Here is a 17,731-nt window from a genome sequence, read left to right on the forward strand (position 1 = left end):
CAGGTCTACGCGAACCCGTCCTACGGCAACGAACTACAGCAGGGCAACGGTCTGATCGCCGCCTCCGGCGACGTCAATGGCGACGGGTACGGCGACCTGGTGGTCGGCGACCCGGACGAGCCCGAAAGAGCAGGCGTCGACGGGGCGTGGGCGGCCGCATCCTGGTCTGGTACGGCTCGAAGCAGGGCATCGCGAGCGACGCGAAGCCCGTCCAGATCACGCAGAACACCGCCGGTGTCCCCGATACGAGCGAGAAGGGCGACGCCTTCGGCGGCGCCCTCGCCGTGGCTCTCAACCGGGACGGGCTCGCCCGGTCTGCAGGTGACGAAAGGGCTCGAAACCGGCGCCGGTTTCGAGCCCTTCCTGTCCGCTTGCTACTTCGGCTGCGGCTTGCGCACCGTCAGGTGCAGCTCCTTCAGCCGCGCCTCCTCCAGCTCCGTCGGCGCGCCCATCATCAGGTCCTGGGCGTTGCCGTTGAGCGGGAAGGCGATGGTCTCGCGGATGTTCGGCTCGTCGGCGAGCAGCATGACGATGCGGTCGACGCCGGGGGCGATGCCGCCGTGCGGCGGGGCGCCGAAGCGGAAGGCGCGCAGCATGCCGGCGAACTTCTCCTCGACGGTGTCGCGGTCGTAGCCCGCGATCTCGAAGGCCTTCAGCATGATCTCGGGCTCGTGGTTCCGGATCGCGCCCGAGGACAGCTCGACGCCGTTGCAGACGATGTCGTACTGCCAGCCGAGGATGTCCAGCGGATCCTGGGTCTGAAGGGCCTCCAGGCCGCCCTGCGGCATGGAGAAGGGGTTGTGCGAGAAGTCGATGGCGCCGGTGTCCTCGTCCTTCTCGTACATCGGGAAGTCGACGATCCAGCAGAACCGGAAGACGCCCTCCTCGAAGTGCCCGGCGCGCTTGGCGGCCTCGACGCGGACCGCGCCCATGATCTTGGAGACCTCGTCGAACTCACCCGCGCCGAAGAACACCGCGTGACCGGCGGCGAGCGAGAGCCGCTTGGTCAGCTCGGCCACGTTCTCCTCGGTGAGGAACTTCGCGATCGGGCCGGACAGCGAACCGTCCTCGGCCACCCGCACCCAGGCCAGGCCCTTGGCGCCCTGCGAGACCGCGAAGTCGCCGAGCTGGTCGAAGAACTTCCGGGGCTGCGCGGAGACGTCCGGCACCGGCAGCGCCCGCACATGCTTGCCGGCGAAGGCCTTGAACTCCGAGCCCTCGAAGATGTCGGTGATGTCGACGAGTTCCAGCTGGGCCCGCAGGTCCGGCTTGTCGGAGCCGTACTTCAGCATCGCCTCGCGGAACGGGATCCGCGGGAAGGGCGAGGTGACGTGGCGGCCGCCGCCGAACTCCTCGAACAGCTCGGTCATCAGCTGCTCGATCGGGCGGAAGACGTCCTCCTGCTCGACGAAGCTCATCTCGACGTCGAGCTGGTAGAACTCGCCCGGCGAGCGGTCGGCCCGCGCGTCCTCGTCACGGAAGCAGGGCGCGATCTGGAAGTAGCGGTCGAAGCCGGAGATCATCAGCAGCTGCTTGAACTGCTGCGGGGCCTGCGGCAGGGCGTAGAACTTGCCCGGGTTCAGGCGGGAGGGGACCACGAAGTCGCGGGCACCCTCGGGGGAGGTGGCGGACAGGATCGGGGTCGCCATCTCGTTGAAGCCCAGCGCCGTCATCTTGTGCCGGATGGCCGAGATGACCGCCGTGCGCAGCATGATGTTCTTGTGCATGCGCTCGCGGCGCAGGTCCAGGAAGCGGTACTCCAGGCGCCGCTCCTCGTTGACCCCGTCCTCGGTGTTGATCGTGAAGGGGAGCGGGGCGGCCGCGCCGAGCAGCTCGACCTCGCCGACCTCGACCTCGACCTCACCGGTCGGCAGGTCCGGGTTCACGTTCTCGGTGCCCCGGGAGACGACCTTGCCGTCGACGCGGACCGTCGACTCCTTGGTCAGCTTGTCGAGGGCCTCGTAGGCCGGGGTGCCCGGCCGGGCGACGAGCTGCGTGATGCCGTAGTGATCGCGCAGATCGATGAAGAGGATGCCGCCCAGGTCGCGCCGATTGTGCAGCCAGCCACTCAGCCGGACGTCGGTACCGACGTCAGAGGAGCGGAGCTCGCCGCAGGTGTGGGACCTGTACCGATGCATCGTCGTTCATCCAGTCTTCGCGGATCGGGGGCTGTGTTTCATGGTGTTTCACGTGAAACAACCCCCAGGGTACCGGGCACCCCAAGATCGGCTCCCCACCATTAAGAGTGTGCAATCGGTGGCACTCCTCGATCACCTCTCCATAAAGTGGGGCAATGCGCACTGGTGAGCCTCTGCCCGCCGTGGGGGAGGTTCTCGCCGCCCTCGCGACCGGCCTGTGGCACTGGGACACCGCCACCGAACTCGTCACGGTCGACGCCGAGGCGGCTCGGCTGCTGGGTCTGCCCGCCGAGCAGACCACCCTCACGGAGGCCAAGGCCCGGGCCCGGCTCCATCCGGTCGACTGGAACGAGATCATCGCCGTTGTCGGACTCGCCGTCGCCGAGGGCACGCTGGCCGAGGTGCGGATCCGGATCATGGACGAGTTCGGCCGCGTGATCCGTGTCGTGCGCTCCCGCTCCAAGCCGTCCTTCGACCCCGAGAAGAAGTCCTTCCAGCTGATCGGCACCCTTCAGGAGGTCACCGAGCCGACTCCGGGCACGCCGGCCGGGCGCAGCGCCGTCACCGGTGACTGGAGGCGCTCCAGGGAGGCGTTCCTGCTGGACGCGGGCCGGGCGCTGGCCGAGGCGCGGTCCACGGAGGAGGTACTGCGGGTCGCGGCGGGCCTGTCGATGCCGGGGTTCTCGCCGGACGGGCTCGCCGTGTTCAGCGTGCAGGGCGACCGGCTGCGGATGATCGGCCACCACGGCCACCAGCCCGGCGACGACGGCCCCTTCTCGCACATGTCGCTGGACACCGACTACCCGGCCGCCGAGGTGGTGCGCACGGGCCGCGCCGTCTATCTCTCCACGCCCCAGCAGTACAAGTCCCGCTACCCGGTCACCTGGCCGCTCGCCTCGACCTTCGGCCGCCATTCCTGGGCGTTCCTGCCGCTGACCGTGGCGGGCCGCACGATGGGCGCCTGGATGGCGGCCTTCGCCTACCCGGTGACCTTCAATCCGGACGAGCGGTCGGTGCTGACGACGGTGGCCCGCATGCTCGCCCAGGCGCTGTCCCGGGCCGGCACCGCCGAGACCGAGCGCGCGCTGACCGACGGTCTGCAGCGCTCGATGCTGCCGACCCTCGGCCCGCAGATACCGGGCATGAGCGTCGCCGCCCGCTATGTGCCCACCGGCGGCGGCCTCCAGGTCGGCGGCGACTGGTACGACATGATCCCGCTGCCCAACGGCCGGATCGCCCTGGTCATCGGCGACGTCCAGGGCCATGACGTGCGGGCGGCCGGCCTGATGGGCCAGCTCCGTATCGCCCTGCGCGCCTACGCCTCCGAGGGCCACCGCCCCGACGCGGTGCTCTCCCGCGCCTCGCGCTTCCTGCACGGCCTGTCGGACGGCGCCACCCGGCCCGGCGCCGCCGAGGAGGACGCCCTCGCGGATCTGCGCTTCGCGACCTGTCTGTACGTCGAGGCCGACCCGGCGACCGGGACCCTCGACATCGCCCGTGCCGGGCACCCCGACCCGGCGATCCGGATGGCGGACGGCACGGTGCTGGCCCGTCCGACGGCGGGCGGTCTGCCGCTCGGCATCGACCCGGACGCCGACTACCCGACCACCCGGATCCCCCTCGAACCCGGCGAGACCATGCTGATCTGCACCGACGGTCTGATCGAGACCGGCGGCCACGACCTGGAGAGCGGCTGGCAGCGGATCCGCGCGATCCTCGAGGACCACAAGGGTGATCTGGAGGAACTGGCCGACGCCCTGGTCCAGGGGGTCCACGGCCCCTCCTCCCACCACACCACCGGCCCCCTCGCGGACCGGCGCGAGGACGACATAGCCATACTGCTGCTGTCCCGGCCGGAGGAGGGCTTCGGCGAGACGCTGCTCGTGCCGCCGAAGGTCCGCCGCACCATGCTGTCCGTCGCGCAGGCGGAACCGGAGCGGGTGGCGGTGGCCCGTCAGCACCTGCGGGAGCTGCTGCACGACTGGCCCTCGCCGGACCAGGTCGACTCGGCGGTGCTGCTGGTCTCCGAGATGCTCACCAACGTCCTCGTGCACACCGACGCCGACGCGCTGCTGCTGGCGGAGGTGCGGGGCGAGCGGGGCAGCCGCCGGATGCGCATCACCGTCACGGACACCAGCGACGCCCTCCCGCACAAGCGCCGCCCTGGCGAACTGGCCTCCTCGGGGCGCGGGTTGATGCTCATCGAGCTGCTCGCGGACGCGTGGGGCGTGGACCCGCGGGGCGAGGGCAAGAGCATCTGGTTCGAGCTCTACGAGTCCGACGGCTCGGGTACCTGATACCGCGCCCGCAGTTCGCGTACGACGCCGAAGACTGCGGCGGTGAGCGGCACCGCGAGCAGCATCCCGAGCACCCCGGCGACGGAGGCTCCGGCGGTGATGGCCACCATCACCACCGCCGGGTGCATCTGCGCGGTCCGGCTCTGGATCAGGGGCGTGAGCACATGCCCCTCCAGCACCTGCACGGCGAGGACCACCCCGAGCACCCACAGCGCGATCACGAACCCACGGTCGGCGAGCGCGACCAGCACGGCTACGGCACCGGAGATGAAGGCGCCGAGGTAGGGGATGAAGGCCCCGACGAAGACGAGCGCACCGAGCCCGACGGCACCGGGCACATCCAGCACCACCAGCCCGAGGGTGATGCAGACGGCGTCGATGAGCGCGATGAGGCTGGTGCCGCGCATGAAGCCCTCGACGGCCTCGTAGGCCCGGCGGGCCATGGCCTCGAGCGTGTCGCCGCTCTGCCCGGGAGCGATGCCCCTGATTGCGTCGGCGGCCTTGTGCGAGTCCCGCAGGAAGAAGAAGACGAGGAAGAGCGCGAGGACCGCCATGGCGATGGTCTCGCCGACGACGCTGACCCCGCTGATGACATTGGAGGCGGCCGTGCCCCCGAACTTGGTGAGGAGGTCCTTGGCGTGCGTGGCGAGGTCGTCCAGGGAGGTTCCCGCGGCCCCGAAATGATCGGCGACGCCCTGAGCCGCGTGCTTGAGGGAGGCGACGATCTGGTCACCGGTGTCGATGAGCGCGGCGACGACGATGTACACGGCACCGCCGACCACGGCCACGACCGCGACACAGGTGAGCCCGGCAGCGAGGGACCTGTTGACCCCGGCCCTGACGAGCCGCCGGTGCAGGGGCCCCAGCAGGGCGGTCCCGAGCAGCGCGAGCAGCACCGGCGTCACGGCCGTACGGAACTGCGAGCACAGCAGGACCCCGGCGTACACGACCCCGGCGACCAGCAGGATCACGGCGCACCAGGCGGCGAGCCGCCGTACGGGATCGGGGAGAAGCTGCACCCGTCCAGCGGATCACGCGCGCCCACGCCGTGTCCTGCGCGGACGGACCAGCCGGGTGAGCCCCCGCGGTCCGCCCGCATACGGTCCTACAGGCCGCCCTCGGTCATCCCGTGCACGGCGGGGATGGTGCCCAGCCGGCCCTTCTGGAAGTCCTCGAACGCCTGCTGGAGCTCTTCCCTGGTGTTCATGACGAACGGGCCGTAGTGGGCCATGGGCTCCCGTATGGGCTGCCCGCCCAGGAGCACGACCTCCAGGTCCGGGGTGTGCGAGTCCTGCTTCTCGTCCGCGCGGACGGTCAGCGCGGAGCCCGCACCGAACACGGCGGTCTGGCCCAGCTCGATCGGCCGGCGCTCGGCACCGACCGCGCCCCGGCCGGCGAGGACGTACGCGAGGCCGTTGAAGTCCTCGCGCCACGGCAGGGTGAGCTCCGCGCCCGGCGCCAGCGTCGCGTGGATCATCGTGATCGGCGTGTGCGTGATGCCGGGGCCCTGGTGGCCGTCGAGCTCACCGGCGATGACCCGCAGCAGGGCGCCGCCGTCGGGGGTCGTCAGCAGCTGAACGTTTCCGCCGCGGATGTCCTGGTAGCGGGGGGCCATCATCTTGTCCCTGGCCGGGAGGTTCACCCACAGCTGCAGCCCGTGGAAGAGGCCGCCGGACATGACGAGGGACTCCGGCGGCGCCTCGATGTGCAGCAGGCCCGAGCCCGCGGTCATCCACTGGGTGTCGCCGTTGGTGATGGTGCCGCCACCGCCCTGCGAGTCCTGGTGGTCGAAGATCCCGTCGATGATGTACGTGACGGTCTCGAAGCCGCGGTGCGGGTGCCAGGGGGTGCCCTTGGGCTCGCCCGGCGCGTACTCCACCTCGCCCATCTGGTCCATCATGATGAACGGGTCGAGGTACTTGTAGTTGATCCCGGCGAACGCCCGGCGCACCGGGAAGCCCTCGCCCTCGAAACCGCTCGGCGCGGTCGTGACAGCGAGCACGGGACGGGCCACGGCGTCGGCCGGAGCGGCCACGCGGGGCAGGGTCAGCGGGTTCTCGACGGTCACTGCAGGCATGTCGGTACCTCCTTGTGCGGCCAGTTTAGTTGAGCGTTGAACTTTCTGCCACCCGTAACGGAGAAAGCCCGGAGGGCATTCCCTCCGGGCTCTCACAGGCAGTCGTCAGCCGTACATCCGGCGCATCGCGAACTCGACCATCTGCTCCACGGCCTTCGCGTCGAAGACCATGCGGTGCTCGCCCTCCATGTCGAGGACGAAGCCGTAGCCGGTGGGGAGCAGATCGATGACCTCGGCCCCCGTGATCACGAAGTACTTGGACTCCTTGCCCGCGTACCGGCGCAGCTCCTTGAGCGAGGTGAACATCGGGATCACCGGCTGCTGGGTGTTGTGCAGGGCGAGGAAACCGGGGTTGTCGCCGCGTGGGCAGTAGACCTTCGAGGTGGCGAAGACCTGCTGGAAGTCCTCCGCGGACAGCTGTCCGGTGGTGAAGGCCCGTACCGCGTCCGCGAGGGACGGCGGGGACGGCTCGGGATACAGCGGTGCCTGCTGCCCGTAACCGCCGGGGCCCTGCTGCGGCTGGGCGTACTGCTGCTGAGCACCCGCACCCACGTTCTGGTCGTAGCCGTACATGAGCGCAAGAGTACTGAGTCACAGATGACCCATTCGGGGTTGCTTCTTATTACCGACGGGTAGCATCATCGTAGCTACTTGTTGGTACGTGAACTAGTGCGAGGAGCTACACCCGGTGCCTCGCCGATTTCTCTAACGGAGCCGTCGCCATGGGGCACTACAAGTCGAATCTGCGCGACATCGAGTTCAACCTCTTCGAAGTCCTCGGCCGGGACAAGCTGTACGGCACCGGCCCGTTCGAGGAGATGGACGTCGACACCGCCAGGAGCATCCTCGAGGAGCTGACCCGCCTCTCGGAGAACGAGCTGGCGGAGTCCTTCGCGGACGCCGACCGCAACCCGCCCGTCTTCGACCCGGAGACGAACACCGCCCCGGTCCCGGCGTCCTTCAAGAAGAGCTACAAGGCCTTCATGGACTCCGAGTACTGGCGCCTCGGCCTGCCCGAGGAGATCGGCGGCACCACCTCGCCCCGCTCCCTGATCTGGGCCTTCGCCGAGCTGATCCTGGGCGCCAACCCGGCCGTCTGGATGTACTCCTCGGGCCCCGCGTTCGCCGGCATCCTCTTCGAGGAGGGCAACGAGGTCCAGAAGCACATCGCCAAGGTCGCCGTGGAGAAGCAGTGGGGCTCCACGATGGTCCTCACCGAGCCCGACGCGGGCTCCGACGTGGGCGCCGGCCGCACCAAGGCGATCCAGCAGGAGGACGGCTCCTGGCACATCGAGGGCGTGAAGCGCTTCATCACCTCCGGTGAGCACGACATGGAGGAGAACATCCTCCACTACGTCCTCGCCCGCCCCGAGGGCGCCGGCCCCGGCACCAAGGGCCTGTCCCTCTTCCTCGTCCCGAAGTACCTCTTCGACTTCGAGACCGGCGAGCTGGGCGAGCGCAACGGCGTGTACGCGACGAACGTCGAGCACAAGATGGGCCTCAAGGCCTCCAACACCTGCGAGATGACCTTCGGCGACCAGCACCCCGCCAAGGGCTGGCTGATCGGCGACAAGCACGACGGCATCCGCCAGATGTTCCGCATCATCGAGTTCGCCCGCATGATGGTGGGCACGAAGGCGATCTCCACGCTGTCGACGGGCTACCTGAACGCGCTGGAGTACGCCAAGGAGCGCGTCCAGGGCCCGGACCTGGCGAACTTCATGGACAAGACCGCGCCCAAGGTCACCATCACGCACCACCCGGACGTCCGCCGCTCGCTGATGACGCAGAAGGCGTACGCGGAGGGCATGCGCGCCCTGGTGCTCTACACGGCCTCCCTCCAGGACGAGATCCAGGTCAAGGAGGCGGCGGGCGAGGACACCAAGGCGCTCGAGGCCCTGAACGACCTGCTCCTGCCGATCGTCAAGGGCTACGGCTCCGAGAAGGGCTACGAGCAGCTCGCACAGTCGCTGCAGACCTTCGGCGGCTCCGGCTTCCTGCAGGAGTACCCGATCGAGCAGTACATCCGCGACGCCAAGATCGACACCCTGTACGAGGGCACCACCGCGATCCAGGGCCAGGACTTCTTCTTCCGGAAGATCGTCCGCAACCAGGGCGCGGCGCTGAACTCCCTCGCGGAGGAGATCAAGAAGTTCCTGGCGCTCGGCGAGGGCGGCGAGGAGCTGGCCGGCGCCCGCGAGCACCTCGCGAAGGCCGCCGTCGAGCTGGAGGCCATCGTCGGCCTGATGCTGACCGACCTCGCGGCCACCGAGCAGGACGTCAAGAACATCTACAAGGTGGGCCTGAACACCACCCGCCTGCTGATGGCCTCCGGTGACGTGGTCGTCGGATACCTGCTGCTCAAGGGTGCCGCGGTCGCCGCCGAGAAGCTGCAGACGGCCTCCGCCAAGGACAAGGCGTTCTACACGGGCAAGATCGCGGCGGCGAAGTTCTTCGCGGCCAACGTCCTGCCGGGCGTCACCGGCGCCCGCAAGCTCGCCGAGAACGTCGAGCTGGACCTGATGGAGCTGGACGAGGCGGCGTTCTAACCTCTCCGGTTCTGGGTAACCAGAACTCCACATCGCCCTCACGAGGGCCCGCTCCTCATCACGAAGAGCGGGCCCTCGTACGTCGTTAAGGTGAACCCCATGAGCGAACCCCACCGCTTCGACCGCGGCCACACCGACGACCTCATGTCCTTCCTGACGGCGAGCCCGTCGCCGTACCACGCGGTGGCGAGCGCCGCCGAGCGGCTGGAGAAGGCAGGGTTCAGGCAGGTCTCGGAGACGGACGCCTGGGACGGGACGAGCGGCGGCAAGTACGTGCTGCGCGGCGGCGCGATCGTGGCCTGGTACGTCCCCGAGGGCGCGGCGCTCCACACGCCGTTCCGTATCGTCGGCGCGCACACCGACTCCCCGAACCTGCGGGTCAAGCCGCTGCCCGACACCGGGGCGCACGGCTGGCGCCAGGTGGCGGTGGAGATCTACGGCGGGCCGCTGCTCAACTCCTGGCTCGACCGCGACCTGGGCCTGGCAGGACGGCTGACCCTGCGGGACGGGTCGACGCGGCTGGTGAACGTCGACCGCCCGCTGCTGAGGGTGCCCCAGCTCGCCATCCATCTGGACCGTTCGGTGGCGGCGGAGGGCCTCAAGCTCGACAAGCAGCGCCATCTGACGCCCATCTGGGGTCTGGGCGGCGATGTGCGCGACGGTGACCTGATCGCCTTCCTCGAGGAGAGCGCGGGGCTGCCGGCGGGCGAGGTCACCGGCTGGGACCTGATGACGCACTCCGTGGAGCCGCCCGCCTACCTGGGCCGCGACAAGGAGCTGCTCGCGGGACCCCGCATGGACAACCTGCTGTCCGTGCACGCGGCGGTGGCCGCGCTGACGGCGGTGTCCTCCGGCGGCGCGGACCTGCCGTACATCCCGGTGCTGGCCGCCTTCGACCACGAGGAGAACGGCTCGCAGTCGGACACGGGAGCGGACGGGCCGCTGCTCGGCAGCGTGCTGGAGCGTTCGGTGTTCGCGCGCGGCGGCTCGTTCGAGGACCGGGCGAGAGCCTTCGCGGGCACGGTGTGCCTGTCCTCGGACACCGGTCACGCGGTGCACCCCAACTACGCGGAGCGGCACGACCCCACGCACCACCCGCGGGTCAACGGCGGCCCCATCCTCAAGGTCAACGTCAACAACCGCTATGCCACGGACGGTTCGGGCCGCGCGGTCTTCGCCGCCGCCTGCGAGAAGGCGAACGTCCCCTTCCAGTCCTTCGTCTCCAACAACTCCATGCCGTGCGGCACGACGATCGGCCCGATCACCGCGGCCCGGCACGGCATCAAGACCGTCGACATCGGCGTGGCGATCCTGTCGATGCACAGCGCCCGCGAGCTGTGCGGCGCGGACGACCCGTATCTGCTGGCCAACGCCCTGGTGGCGTTCCTGGAGGGGTAGTTCCCCGGCCGCCGGTCCCCGAGTGCCGGCCGGGAGGACGACCTCGACGCGACGTGACGCAGGTCGCTGCGATGTGAGCGGCGGACTCCGCATGGGCAACGGGCCCGCGGGTACCCGGAGTCGGCCGGAAGACCGGCAGCTCCGGACCGCACAGGGAGGCGACAACTCATGGGCCTCGGCGGATGCATCATCCTCATCGCCGTGGGAGCCATCCTCACGTTCGCGACCGACTGGCACATGCAGGGGGTCAACCTCGACCTGGTCGGCATCATCCTCATGATCGTCGGACTGATCGGCGTCAGCACCTTCAGCAGCATCGCCCGCCGCCGCCGTGTGGTGGTGCCACCCACGCCCGTCATCGACGAGGAGGGGACCCACCACCACCGGCGGGACGGCTACACCGACGGTTACGGCGTCTGAATCGTCCCTGCCCGCAAGGACCGGCGGAAGGCGGTCCGTCCCCTCGGCGACGAGGCGGACGGTCCCGCCCCCGCCGGCCCCGTCGATTCCTCAGGCCCGTCGGCTCAGAGCGTGGCCGGTCGTGGCGTCCACGTGCGAGGGGACCTCGTCGTGCCGGTCGCCCACCGAGAGGGTGCCGGTGGGTTCGAAGACCAGGATCTCGCTGGACACCCGCGCGTGCGGCTTGTGTTCGGTGCCGCGCGGGACGGTGAAGACCGAGCCCTTGGGGAGCGTCACCGTGCGCTCCCCGGCCGACTCCCGCAGGGAGATGTGGAGTTCGCCCTCCAGCACCAGGAAGAACTCGTCGGTGTGGTCGTGGACGTGCCACACGTGCTCGCCCTCGACCTTCGCGACACGTACGTCGTAGTCGTTGACTGCCGCGACGATGCGCGGGCTCCACCGCTCGGTGAAGGAGGCGAGGGCCTGGTCCAGGGAGATGGGTTCGCTGCTCATGCACGTCATCGTCGGCGGTGGCCCGGCGGTCGCACGAGTGCTAGAAATCGCATATGCCGCAAGGATCCTCGCAGCGCCGTCCCCACCCCCGTCCGCACAGGGTCGCCGTGATCGTCGACGAGGGCACCAACCCCTTCGAAGTCGGCGTCGCCACCGAACTCTTCGGGCTGCCGCGGCCCGAACTGGGGCTTCCCGGCCCGCTCTACGAGGTGACGCTGTGCACGCCCACCCCCGAGGTGCGCATGAACCACGGCTTCTTCACCCTGACCGGGGTGCCCGGCCTGGACGCCGTGGACGACGCGGACACCCTCGTCGTGCCCGGCCGCCCCGACAACGTCGTACCGCGCGGCGCCGCCGTACTGGACGCGATCCGCCGCACACACACGCGTGGCGCCCGCGTCCTGAGCCTGTGCACCGGCAGCTTCGCCCTCGCCGAGGCCGGGCTGCTGGACGGCCGCCGGGCCACCACACACTGGATGTGGGCCGAGGTCTTCCGCGAACTGCACCCGCAGGTCCGCCTGGAGCCGGACGTGCTCTTCGTCGACGAGGGCGAGATCCTCACCGCGGCCGGCAGCGCGGCCGCGCTCGACCTCGGCCTGCACCTCGTACGCCGGGACCACGGCGCCGAGATCGCCCATGCCGTCTCGCGGCGGCTGGTCTTCGCGGCCCACCGGGACGGCGGGCAGCGGCAGTTCGTGGAGCGGCCGGTGCCCAAGGTGCCCGACGCGTCGCTCGGCCCGCTGCTGGCGTGGGCGCAGGAGCGGCTGGGGGAGCCGCTGACGGTGGCCGGTCTCGCGGCCCGCGCGGCCGTCTCCCCCGCCACGCTCCATCGCCGCTTCCGGGCGGAACTCGGTACGACTCCGCTGGCCTGGCTGACGGGGGAGCGGGTGGCGCTCGCCTGCCGGCTGATCGAGCGCGGGGAGGAGCGGCTGGACGTGGTGGCCGCCAGGAGCGGCCTGGGAACCGCCGCCAACCTGCGGACGCTCCTGCGGCGCGAGACGGGACTCAGCCCGTCGGCCTACCGGCGGCGTTTCGGACCGGCCGCCGGGGAAGCGGTGACGGTATGAGATTCCTCGTACGCGACCGGCTCCTCGGCATCGGTGACGACTACTGGATCGAGGACGAGCACGGCACCAAGGTGTTCCTCGTCGACGGCAAGGCCATGCGCCTGAGGGACACCTTCGAGCTGAAGGACACCCAGGGGCGCGTCCTGATCGACATCCACCAGAAGATGTTCGCCCTGCGCGACACCATGGTGATCGAACGGGACGGCTCCGTCCTCGCACGCATCAAGCGCAAACGCCTGTCCCTGCTGCGCCACCACTACCGGGTCTCCATGGTCGACGGCACGGAACTCGACGTCAGCGGCAAGATCCTGGACCGCGAGTTCGCCATCGAGTACGACGGCGAGCTCCTCGCCGTCGTCTCCCGCCGCTGGCTGCACATCCGGGAGACCTACGGCGTCGACGTCGTACGGGAGGACGCGGACCCGGCACTGCTGATCGCGGTGACGGTGTGCGTGATCCACCTGGCGGAGATGGAACGGGAGGACGACTGACCCCTCGTGGCCGCCCGGGGCTAGAGGACCCGGTCCTTCAGGGCCGGGAACTGCTCGCGCGTCGTCGCGACCTTCGCCGGATCGAACTCCACCGTGAGGATCTCCTCGTCCGCCCCGGCCTCCGCGAGGACCTCGCCCCACGGATCCACCACGATCGAGTGACCCGCCTGCGGAACTCCCGCATGGGTACCGGCCGTTCCACAGGCGAGCACGAACGCCTGGTTCTCGACCGCCCGCGCCTGGGCCAGCAGCGTCCAGTGCGCCCGGCGGCGCTCCGGCCAGCCCGCCGGGATCACCAGGGTCTCGGCACCGGCGTCGACGAGACCGCGGAAGAGTTCGGGGAAACGGAGGTCGTAGCAGGTGGCGACGCCCACGGTCGTCTCGGGCAGCCGGAGCGTCACCAGCTCCCGCCCCGCGCCCATCAGCACGGCCTCGCCCTTGTCGAAGCCGAAGCGGTGGATCTTGCGGTAGGCGGCGGCCAGATCACCGGAGGGGGAGAAGACGAGAGACGTGTTGTAGAGCGGTCCTTCTGGGTCCCGCTCGGGGATCGAGCCCGCGTGCAGCCACACGCCCGCGTCGCTGGCGGCCTTCGCCATCGCCTCGTACGTCGGCCCTTCGAGCGGCTCGGCCTCGGTGCCGAACGCCTCGTAGGCGAAGGCGCCGGTCGTCCACAGCTCCGGCAGCACGACCAGATCGGCCCCGGCCTGCTCCCGTACCAGCGAGGCCACCCGTCGCCGACGCGATTCGACCGATTCGCCCTCGTCTACGGCGATCTGGATCAGAGAAGCGCGCACACTACCACCGTCCTGGCATTCGAGCCGTCCACACGGGCCTACGATCGTCACACGAAAGCACTGCCGGGGTGCCTCACAGCAGCGTAACTTAGCGTTTCAAGACACCCGCCGAGTGCAGCCACCTCCCGCTGGCAACGCTGCCACCAACCGCCCGTGTACCGACCGAGGGGTCCCGTTCCGTGAGTCTGCATCCCACCCTCCAGCCCTACGCCGACGCCTGGACCCACTCCATCGAAGCGATATCCGAGCTGGTGGGTCCGCTTGTGGAGGGAGAGTGGAACCGGCGGACGCCGTGCCCAGGATGGTCGGTCCGTGACGTCGTCTCCCATGTCATCGGCCTGGACTGCGAGATGCTCGGCGACCCGCGCCCCATCCACACGCTGCCGCGCGACCTCTTCCACGTCACCAACGACCACCAGCGCTACATGGAGATGCAGGTCGACGTCCGCCGACACCACACGGCACCGGAGATGACGTCCGAGCTGGAGTACGTGATCATCCGCCGCAACCGCCAGCTGCGCAACGACTCGCGCGACCCGGGCACCAAGGTGCGCGGCCCCCTCGGCACCGAGCTCACCCTCGAAGAGTCCATGCGCGCCCACGCGTTCAACGTCTGGGTGCACGAGCAGGACCTGCGGTCGGCCCTGGGCCGTCCCGGCAACCTCGACTCCCCCGGCGCGCACATCGCCCGTGACGTGCTCCTCGCCGAGCTGCCCGCGATCGTGGCCGAGAAGTCGGACGCGCCGCGCAGTTCGGCGATCGTCTTCGACGTGCACGGCCCGGTCGAGTTCCTGCGCACCATCCGCGTCGACATCCAGGGCCGCGGCACCCTCGAGACCGCCCCCGCCCTCGGCCCCGCCGCCACCCTCACCCTCGACTGGGAGACGTACGTGCGCCTGGCCTGCGGCCGGGTGACCCCGGAGGGGGTCGCGGACCGGGTGAAGGCGGAGGGAGACCCGGAGCTCACGGCGGCGATCCTGCGGAACTTCACGGTGACGCCGTAGCGCCTCCGGGGCTCCGGCGATCAGCGGTCCTCGGTAACGGTCGTCGCGACACCACCGCTGATCACGACCTTCGCGGAGACGCCCTTCTTGGCGGCGGCCTCCAGCTGGTCAAGGGTGCAGCGGGCGGTCCCCGACGACCCCGGGGTGCCGCAGATGGTGCCCGCGCCGTACACCTTGGTGCTGTCGGCGACGAAGAACGCCTGCTCGACGCCCTTCATGTCGGACACGGTGAACTTGCCCGGCGCCAGGTAGCTGACGTTGCCGAGCCAGGTGCCGCTGACGCCCTTGGTGCCGGTGCCGCCGCCGGCGCTGTGGCGTTCCTGTACGACGGTGGCGACGCCCTTGCTGATCGTCACATCGGCGGGGACGGCTGCCTTCCTGGTGGCCGTCTCCAGCTGGTCCAGGGTGCAGTGCGAGCCGGCGCAGATCGTGCCGGCGCCGTGGACCTGAGTGTCGCCCGCGACGAAGAACGCCCGGTCGGTCTTCCCGGGCACGGACACGATGTACTTGCCCGGGGCGAGATAGCTGACCGTGCCGCCGGTGATGGTCGCGTTCACGCCCTGCTGGGACTTCGACGTGTTCCCGGCGGAGGTGCCCGAGGAGCCGGAGTGCGGGGAGGCCCCCGAGGTCTTCGACGTCCCCTGCGTCGTGGCCGTCGTGGACGCCGAGGCGTCCGGGGAGCCGCCCTTGCTGCTGGAACCGTTCTGACAAGCCGTCATCAGCAGGCCGGCCGTGATGGCGGCGGTGACGAGGGCGGTCTTGCGCAGGCGGCGGTTCATCAGGAGGTTCCCTTCGGGAGCGAGGACGGTGTTCGAGGCGTTCGATGCACTCGCCGACTATGAGGGGCCGCCGGCCCCCCTGGTCACGTCCGTCCTCGCTTCACGACACCGCTGTCACACGCCCATGACACAGCAACACCTGGGCTGTGAACGTCCGTCGCGGTGAACCTCCCGCCTCACGCCGGTACGTGCACCGTCTCCACCCGGCTCGCCACCAGCCGCTCCCGCTCCCGCTGCGCGACCCGCCCCCGCAGCCGCAGGATCTGACCGACCCCGAGGGCCTGCAGCACGAACACCGCGGAGAACGCGACGGTGTAGTCGTCGCCGGTGGCGTCCAGCAGCACCCCGATCGCGAACAACGTCGTCATCGAGGCGACGAAGCCGCCCATGTTGGTGATCCCGGAAGCCGTGCCCTGCCGCTCCGCCGGGTTGGCCGGCCGCGCGAAGTCGAAGCCGATCATCGACGCCGGCCCGCAGGAGCCGAGGACCGTGCACAGCACGATCAGCAGCCACATCGGCGCCCGGTCGGCCGGGTAGGCCAGCGTCGCCGCCCAGACCACCGCCGTCGCCGCCACGGTGCCGAGCGCCAGCGGCAGCCGCGCCGCGTGGTGCCGGGCGATGATCTGGCCGTAGACGAGACCCACGACCATGTTCGACAGGACGACCAGGGTGAGGAGTTCACCGGCCGTGGCCCGCGACAGGCCCTGCGCCTGCACCAGGAAGGGCAGCCCCCACAGCAGCAGGAACACCATCGCCGGGAACTGGGTCGTGAAGTGCACCCACAGCCCGAGCCGCGTCCCCGGCTCCCGCCAGGAGGCCGCGATCTGCCGCCGTACGTACGCGGCGCCCTGGTGCGGGAACGGCTCCGGCTCGTATCCCTCGGGGTGGTCCTTCAGGAACAGCAGGAGCAGGACGAGGACGAGGACTCCGGCCAGCGCGCTGCCCGCGAAGGCGGCCGTCCAGCCGACGCCGTGCAGCAGCCGGGCCAGCACCAGCGTGGAGACCAGGTTGCCCGCCATGCCGGCCAGCCCCGCGAGCTGCGCGACCAGCGGCCCGCGCCGCGCCGGGAACCAGCGGGTGCCCAGCCGCAGCACGCTGATGAACGTCATCGCGTCACCGCAGCCGAGCAGCGCGCGGGAGGCGAGGGCCATGCCGTACGAGGGGGAGAACGCGAAGCCGAGCTGACCTGCCGTGAAGAGCACGACCCCGATGGTCAGCACCTTCTTGGTGCCGAGCCGGTCCACCAGCAGGCCGACGGGTATCTGCATGCCGGCGTAGACGAGGAGCTGCAGGATCGAGAAGGTCGACAGCGCCGAGGCGTTCACATGGAAGCGGTCGGCGGCGTCGAGGCCGGCGACCCCGAGGGACGTACGGAAGATGACGGCGACGAAGTAGACGGAGACGCCGATGCCCCAGACGGCCATCGCGCGCCGGCCGCCCGGCGGGTCACCCGGCAGGGTGGTCGTGGCGGACGACGAGCTCATCGGACCTCACCCCGCGCCAGGTGCGAGAACCAGCTGACGTGCCGGTGCACGACCCCGACCGCCTCCTCCGCGTCCCCCGAGCGCAGCGCCTGAAGGATCTCCTCGTGCTCGGCGAGGGTCTTGGCGATCCGGTCGGGATGGGAGTGCATGATGGCGACGCCCATGCGCAACTGCCGGTCCCTGAGCTGGTCGTAGAGCCGGGAGAGGATCTCGTTCCCCCCGCTGCGGACGATCTCGGCGTGGAAGCAGCGGTCGGTGACGGCTGCCCCGGCGAGGTCACCGGCGGCGGCCTGCGCCTTCTGCTTCGCCAGCAGTTCCTCCAGCCGCTCGACGAGGCCGGCGGGAGCGGGCACAGCCTTGCGCGCCGCGTGCTCCTCGACCAGCAGCCGGGTCTCCACCACGTCCGCGATCTCCTGCGCGGACACGGGCAGGACCAGGGCTCCCTTCTTCGGGTAGAGCTTGATCAGCCCTTCCACCTCAAGGCGCAGCAGCGCCTCGCGCACCGGGGTGCGGGACACCCCCACGGCCTCGGCGAGTTCACCCTCGGTGAGGAGGGTCCCGCCCTCGTAGCGGCGCTCCAGGACGCCCTGCTTGACGTGGGCGTAGACGCGTTCGGCGGCGGGTGGTTGCTTGGCGGTCAGGGTCCCCGGGCTGCTCATGCGAACAGGATAGATACAACACGTACGCATGAAGGATCCGGTCCAGCATCCGGACGGGTGCACAGGGATACGAGTGCACGAC

General features: G+C 70.2%; 16 protein-coding genes. 7 read left to right on the forward strand and 9 right to left on the reverse strand.

Annotated features, from left to right (window positions below):
• Positions 1–374 precede the first annotated feature (374 nt).
• The gene (aspS, locus tag ACFY1U_RS16990; RefSeq protein ID WP_390694905.1) at positions 375–2,138 is read right to left on the reverse strand and encodes an aspartate--tRNA ligase; all 1,764 of its coding nucleotides are present in this window, start codon (positions 2,136–2,138) and stop codon (positions 375–377) included.
• Between the two features lie 155 nt (positions 2,139–2,293).
• On the opposite strand from aspS, the gene ACFY1U_RS16995 reads away from it, so the two are divergent.
• Positions 2,294–4,435: a SpoIIE family protein phosphatase gene (locus ACFY1U_RS16995; protein ID WP_390694906.1), complete on the forward strand. Its 2,142-nt coding sequence runs from the start codon at positions 2,294–2,296 to the stop codon at positions 4,433–4,435.
• On the opposite strand, the gene ACFY1U_RS17000 is transcribed toward ACFY1U_RS16995, so the two are convergent.
• The 3 genes from ACFY1U_RS17000 to ACFY1U_RS17010 form a co-directional block, all read right to left on the reverse strand.
• The gene (locus tag ACFY1U_RS17000; protein WP_390694907.1) at positions 4,408–5,454 is read right to left on the reverse strand and encodes an AI-2E family transporter; all 1,047 of its coding nucleotides are present in this window, start codon (positions 5,452–5,454) and stop codon (positions 4,408–4,410) included. The genes ACFY1U_RS16995 and ACFY1U_RS17000 overlap by 28 nt on opposite strands.
• 86 nt (positions 5,455–5,540) lie before the next feature.
• Positions 5,541–6,512: a pirin family protein gene (locus tag ACFY1U_RS17005; protein WP_390694908.1), complete on the reverse strand. Its 972-nt coding sequence runs from the start codon at positions 6,510–6,512 to the stop codon at positions 5,541–5,543.
• Between the two features lie 105 nt (positions 6,513–6,617).
• Positions 6,618–7,085 carry an SseB family protein gene (locus tag ACFY1U_RS17010; RefSeq protein WP_115906997.1) on the reverse strand — a complete coding sequence of 156 codons (468 nt, stop codon included), beginning with the start codon at positions 7,083–7,085 and terminating at the stop codon, positions 6,618–6,620.
• Between the two features lie 149 nt (positions 7,086–7,234).
• Between ACFY1U_RS17010 and ACFY1U_RS17015 the strand changes: the two genes are divergently transcribed.
• The 3 genes from ACFY1U_RS17015 (at position 7,235) to ACFY1U_RS17025 (ending at position 10,879) form a co-directional block, all read left to right on the forward strand.
• Positions 7,235–9,061: an acyl-CoA dehydrogenase gene (locus ACFY1U_RS17015; protein ID WP_390694909.1), complete on the forward strand. Its 1,827-nt coding sequence runs from the start codon at positions 7,235–7,237 to the stop codon at positions 9,059–9,061.
• A 99-nt stretch (positions 9,062–9,160) separates the two neighbouring features.
• Positions 9,161–10,459 (forward strand): M18 family aminopeptidase, encoded by a 1,299-nt coding sequence (locus ACFY1U_RS17020; protein ID WP_390694910.1) that lies wholly within the window; start codon positions 9,161–9,163, stop codon positions 10,457–10,459.
• A 168-nt stretch (positions 10,460–10,627) separates the two neighbouring features.
• Complete coding sequence (locus ACFY1U_RS17025; RefSeq protein WP_365833855.1) at positions 10,628–10,879, forward strand: DUF6458 family protein; 252 nt, start codon at positions 10,628–10,630, stop codon at positions 10,877–10,879.
• 90 nt (positions 10,880–10,969) lie between these two features.
• Here ACFY1U_RS17025 and ACFY1U_RS17030 read toward each other — a convergent pair whose 3' ends face one another.
• Positions 10,970–11,371 carry a cupin domain-containing protein gene (locus ACFY1U_RS17030; RefSeq protein WP_390694911.1) on the reverse strand — a complete coding sequence of 134 codons (402 nt, stop codon included), beginning with the start codon at positions 11,369–11,371 and terminating at the stop codon, positions 10,970–10,972.
• A gap of 53 nt (positions 11,372–11,424) precedes the next feature.
• Between ACFY1U_RS17030 and ACFY1U_RS17035 the strand changes: the two genes are divergently transcribed.
• Both ACFY1U_RS17035 and ACFY1U_RS17040 read left to right on the forward strand, forming a co-directional pair.
• Complete coding sequence (locus tag ACFY1U_RS17035; RefSeq protein ID WP_390694912.1) at positions 11,425–12,438, forward strand: helix-turn-helix domain-containing protein; 1,014 nt, start codon at positions 11,425–11,427, stop codon at positions 12,436–12,438.
• Positions 12,435–12,929 carry an LURP-one-related/scramblase family protein gene (locus tag ACFY1U_RS17040; protein WP_390694913.1) on the forward strand — a complete coding sequence of 165 codons (495 nt, stop codon included), beginning with the start codon at positions 12,435–12,437 and terminating at the stop codon, positions 12,927–12,929. The genes ACFY1U_RS17035 and ACFY1U_RS17040 overlap by 4 nt, the downstream gene beginning before the upstream one ends.
• 20 nt (positions 12,930–12,949) lie before the next feature.
• Here ACFY1U_RS17040 and ACFY1U_RS17045 read toward each other — a convergent pair whose 3' ends face one another.
• Positions 12,950–13,723 carry a carbon-nitrogen family hydrolase gene (locus tag ACFY1U_RS17045; protein ID WP_390694914.1) on the reverse strand — a complete coding sequence of 258 codons (774 nt, stop codon included), beginning with the start codon at positions 13,721–13,723 and terminating at the stop codon, positions 12,950–12,952.
• 179 nt (positions 13,724–13,902) lie between these two features.
• Between ACFY1U_RS17045 and ACFY1U_RS17050 the strand changes: the two genes are divergently transcribed.
• Entirely contained in the window at positions 13,903–14,727 is an 825-nt protein-coding gene (locus ACFY1U_RS17050) for a maleylpyruvate isomerase family mycothiol-dependent enzyme (RefSeq protein ID WP_390694915.1), read from the forward strand.
• A 20-nt stretch (positions 14,728–14,747) separates the two neighbouring features.
• Here the strand turns inward: ACFY1U_RS17050 and ACFY1U_RS17055 are convergent, their stop codons facing one another.
• The 3 genes from ACFY1U_RS17055 to ACFY1U_RS17065 form a co-directional block, all read right to left on the reverse strand.
• Entirely contained in the window at positions 14,748–15,506 is a 759-nt protein-coding gene (locus tag ACFY1U_RS17055; RefSeq protein WP_390694916.1) for a hypothetical protein, read from the reverse strand.
• Between the two features lie 176 nt (positions 15,507–15,682).
• Entirely contained in the window at positions 15,683–16,990 is a 1,308-nt protein-coding gene (locus ACFY1U_RS17060) for a nitrate/nitrite transporter (protein WP_390694917.1), read from the reverse strand.
• Positions 16,987–17,649 carry a GntR family transcriptional regulator gene (locus ACFY1U_RS17065; RefSeq protein ID WP_390694918.1) on the reverse strand — a complete coding sequence of 221 codons (663 nt, stop codon included), beginning with the start codon at positions 17,647–17,649 and terminating at the stop codon, positions 16,987–16,989. Before ACFY1U_RS17065 ends, ACFY1U_RS17060 begins: the two co-directional genes overlap by 4 nt.
• Positions 17,650–17,731: the final 82 nt, after the last annotated feature.

The organism is Streptomyces sp. NPDC001351 (assembly GCF_042896045.1).
GTDB lineage: Bacteria > Actinomycetota > Actinomycetes > Streptomycetales > Streptomycetaceae > Streptomyces.

Coding starts and splice junctions, on each gene's coding strand:
- aspS (WP_390694905.1), bottom strand. CDS start 2,138: ATGCATCGGTACAGGTCCCACACCTGCGGCGAGCTCCGCTCCTCTGAC.
- ACFY1U_RS16995 (WP_390694906.1), top strand. CDS start 2,294: ATGCGCACTGGTGAGCCTCTGCCCGCCGTGGGGGAGGTTCTCGCCGCC.
- ACFY1U_RS17005 (WP_390694908.1), bottom strand. CDS start 6,512: ATGCCTGCAGTGACCGTCGAGAACCCGCTGACCCTGCCCCGCGTGGCC.
- ACFY1U_RS17010 (WP_115906997.1), bottom strand. CDS start 7,085: ATGTACGGCTACGACCAGAACGTGGGTGCGGGTGCTCAGCAGCAGTAC.
- ACFY1U_RS17015 (WP_390694909.1), top strand. CDS start 7,235: ATGGGGCACTACAAGTCGAATCTGCGCGACATCGAGTTCAACCTCTTC.
- ACFY1U_RS17020 (WP_390694910.1), top strand. CDS start 9,161: ATGAGCGAACCCCACCGCTTCGACCGCGGCCACACCGACGACCTCATG.
- ACFY1U_RS17025 (WP_365833855.1), top strand. CDS start 10,628: ATGGGCCTCGGCGGATGCATCATCCTCATCGCCGTGGGAGCCATCCTC.
- ACFY1U_RS17030 (WP_390694911.1), bottom strand. CDS start 11,371: ATGAGCAGCGAACCCATCTCCCTGGACCAGGCCCTCGCCTCCTTCACC.
- ACFY1U_RS17035 (WP_390694912.1), top strand. CDS start 11,425: ATGCCGCAAGGATCCTCGCAGCGCCGTCCCCACCCCCGTCCGCACAGG.
- ACFY1U_RS17040 (WP_390694913.1), top strand. CDS start 12,435: ATGAGATTCCTCGTACGCGACCGGCTCCTCGGCATCGGTGACGACTAC.
- ACFY1U_RS17055 (WP_390694916.1), bottom strand. CDS start 15,506: ATGAACCGCCGCCTGCGCAAGACCGCCCTCGTCACCGCCGCCATCACG.
- ACFY1U_RS17060 (WP_390694917.1), bottom strand. CDS start 16,990: ATGAGCTCGTCGTCCGCCACGACCACCCTGCCGGGTGACCCGCCGGGC.
- ACFY1U_RS17065 (WP_390694918.1), bottom strand. CDS start 17,649: ATGAGCAGCCCGGGGACCCTGACCGCCAAGCAACCACCCGCCGCCGAA.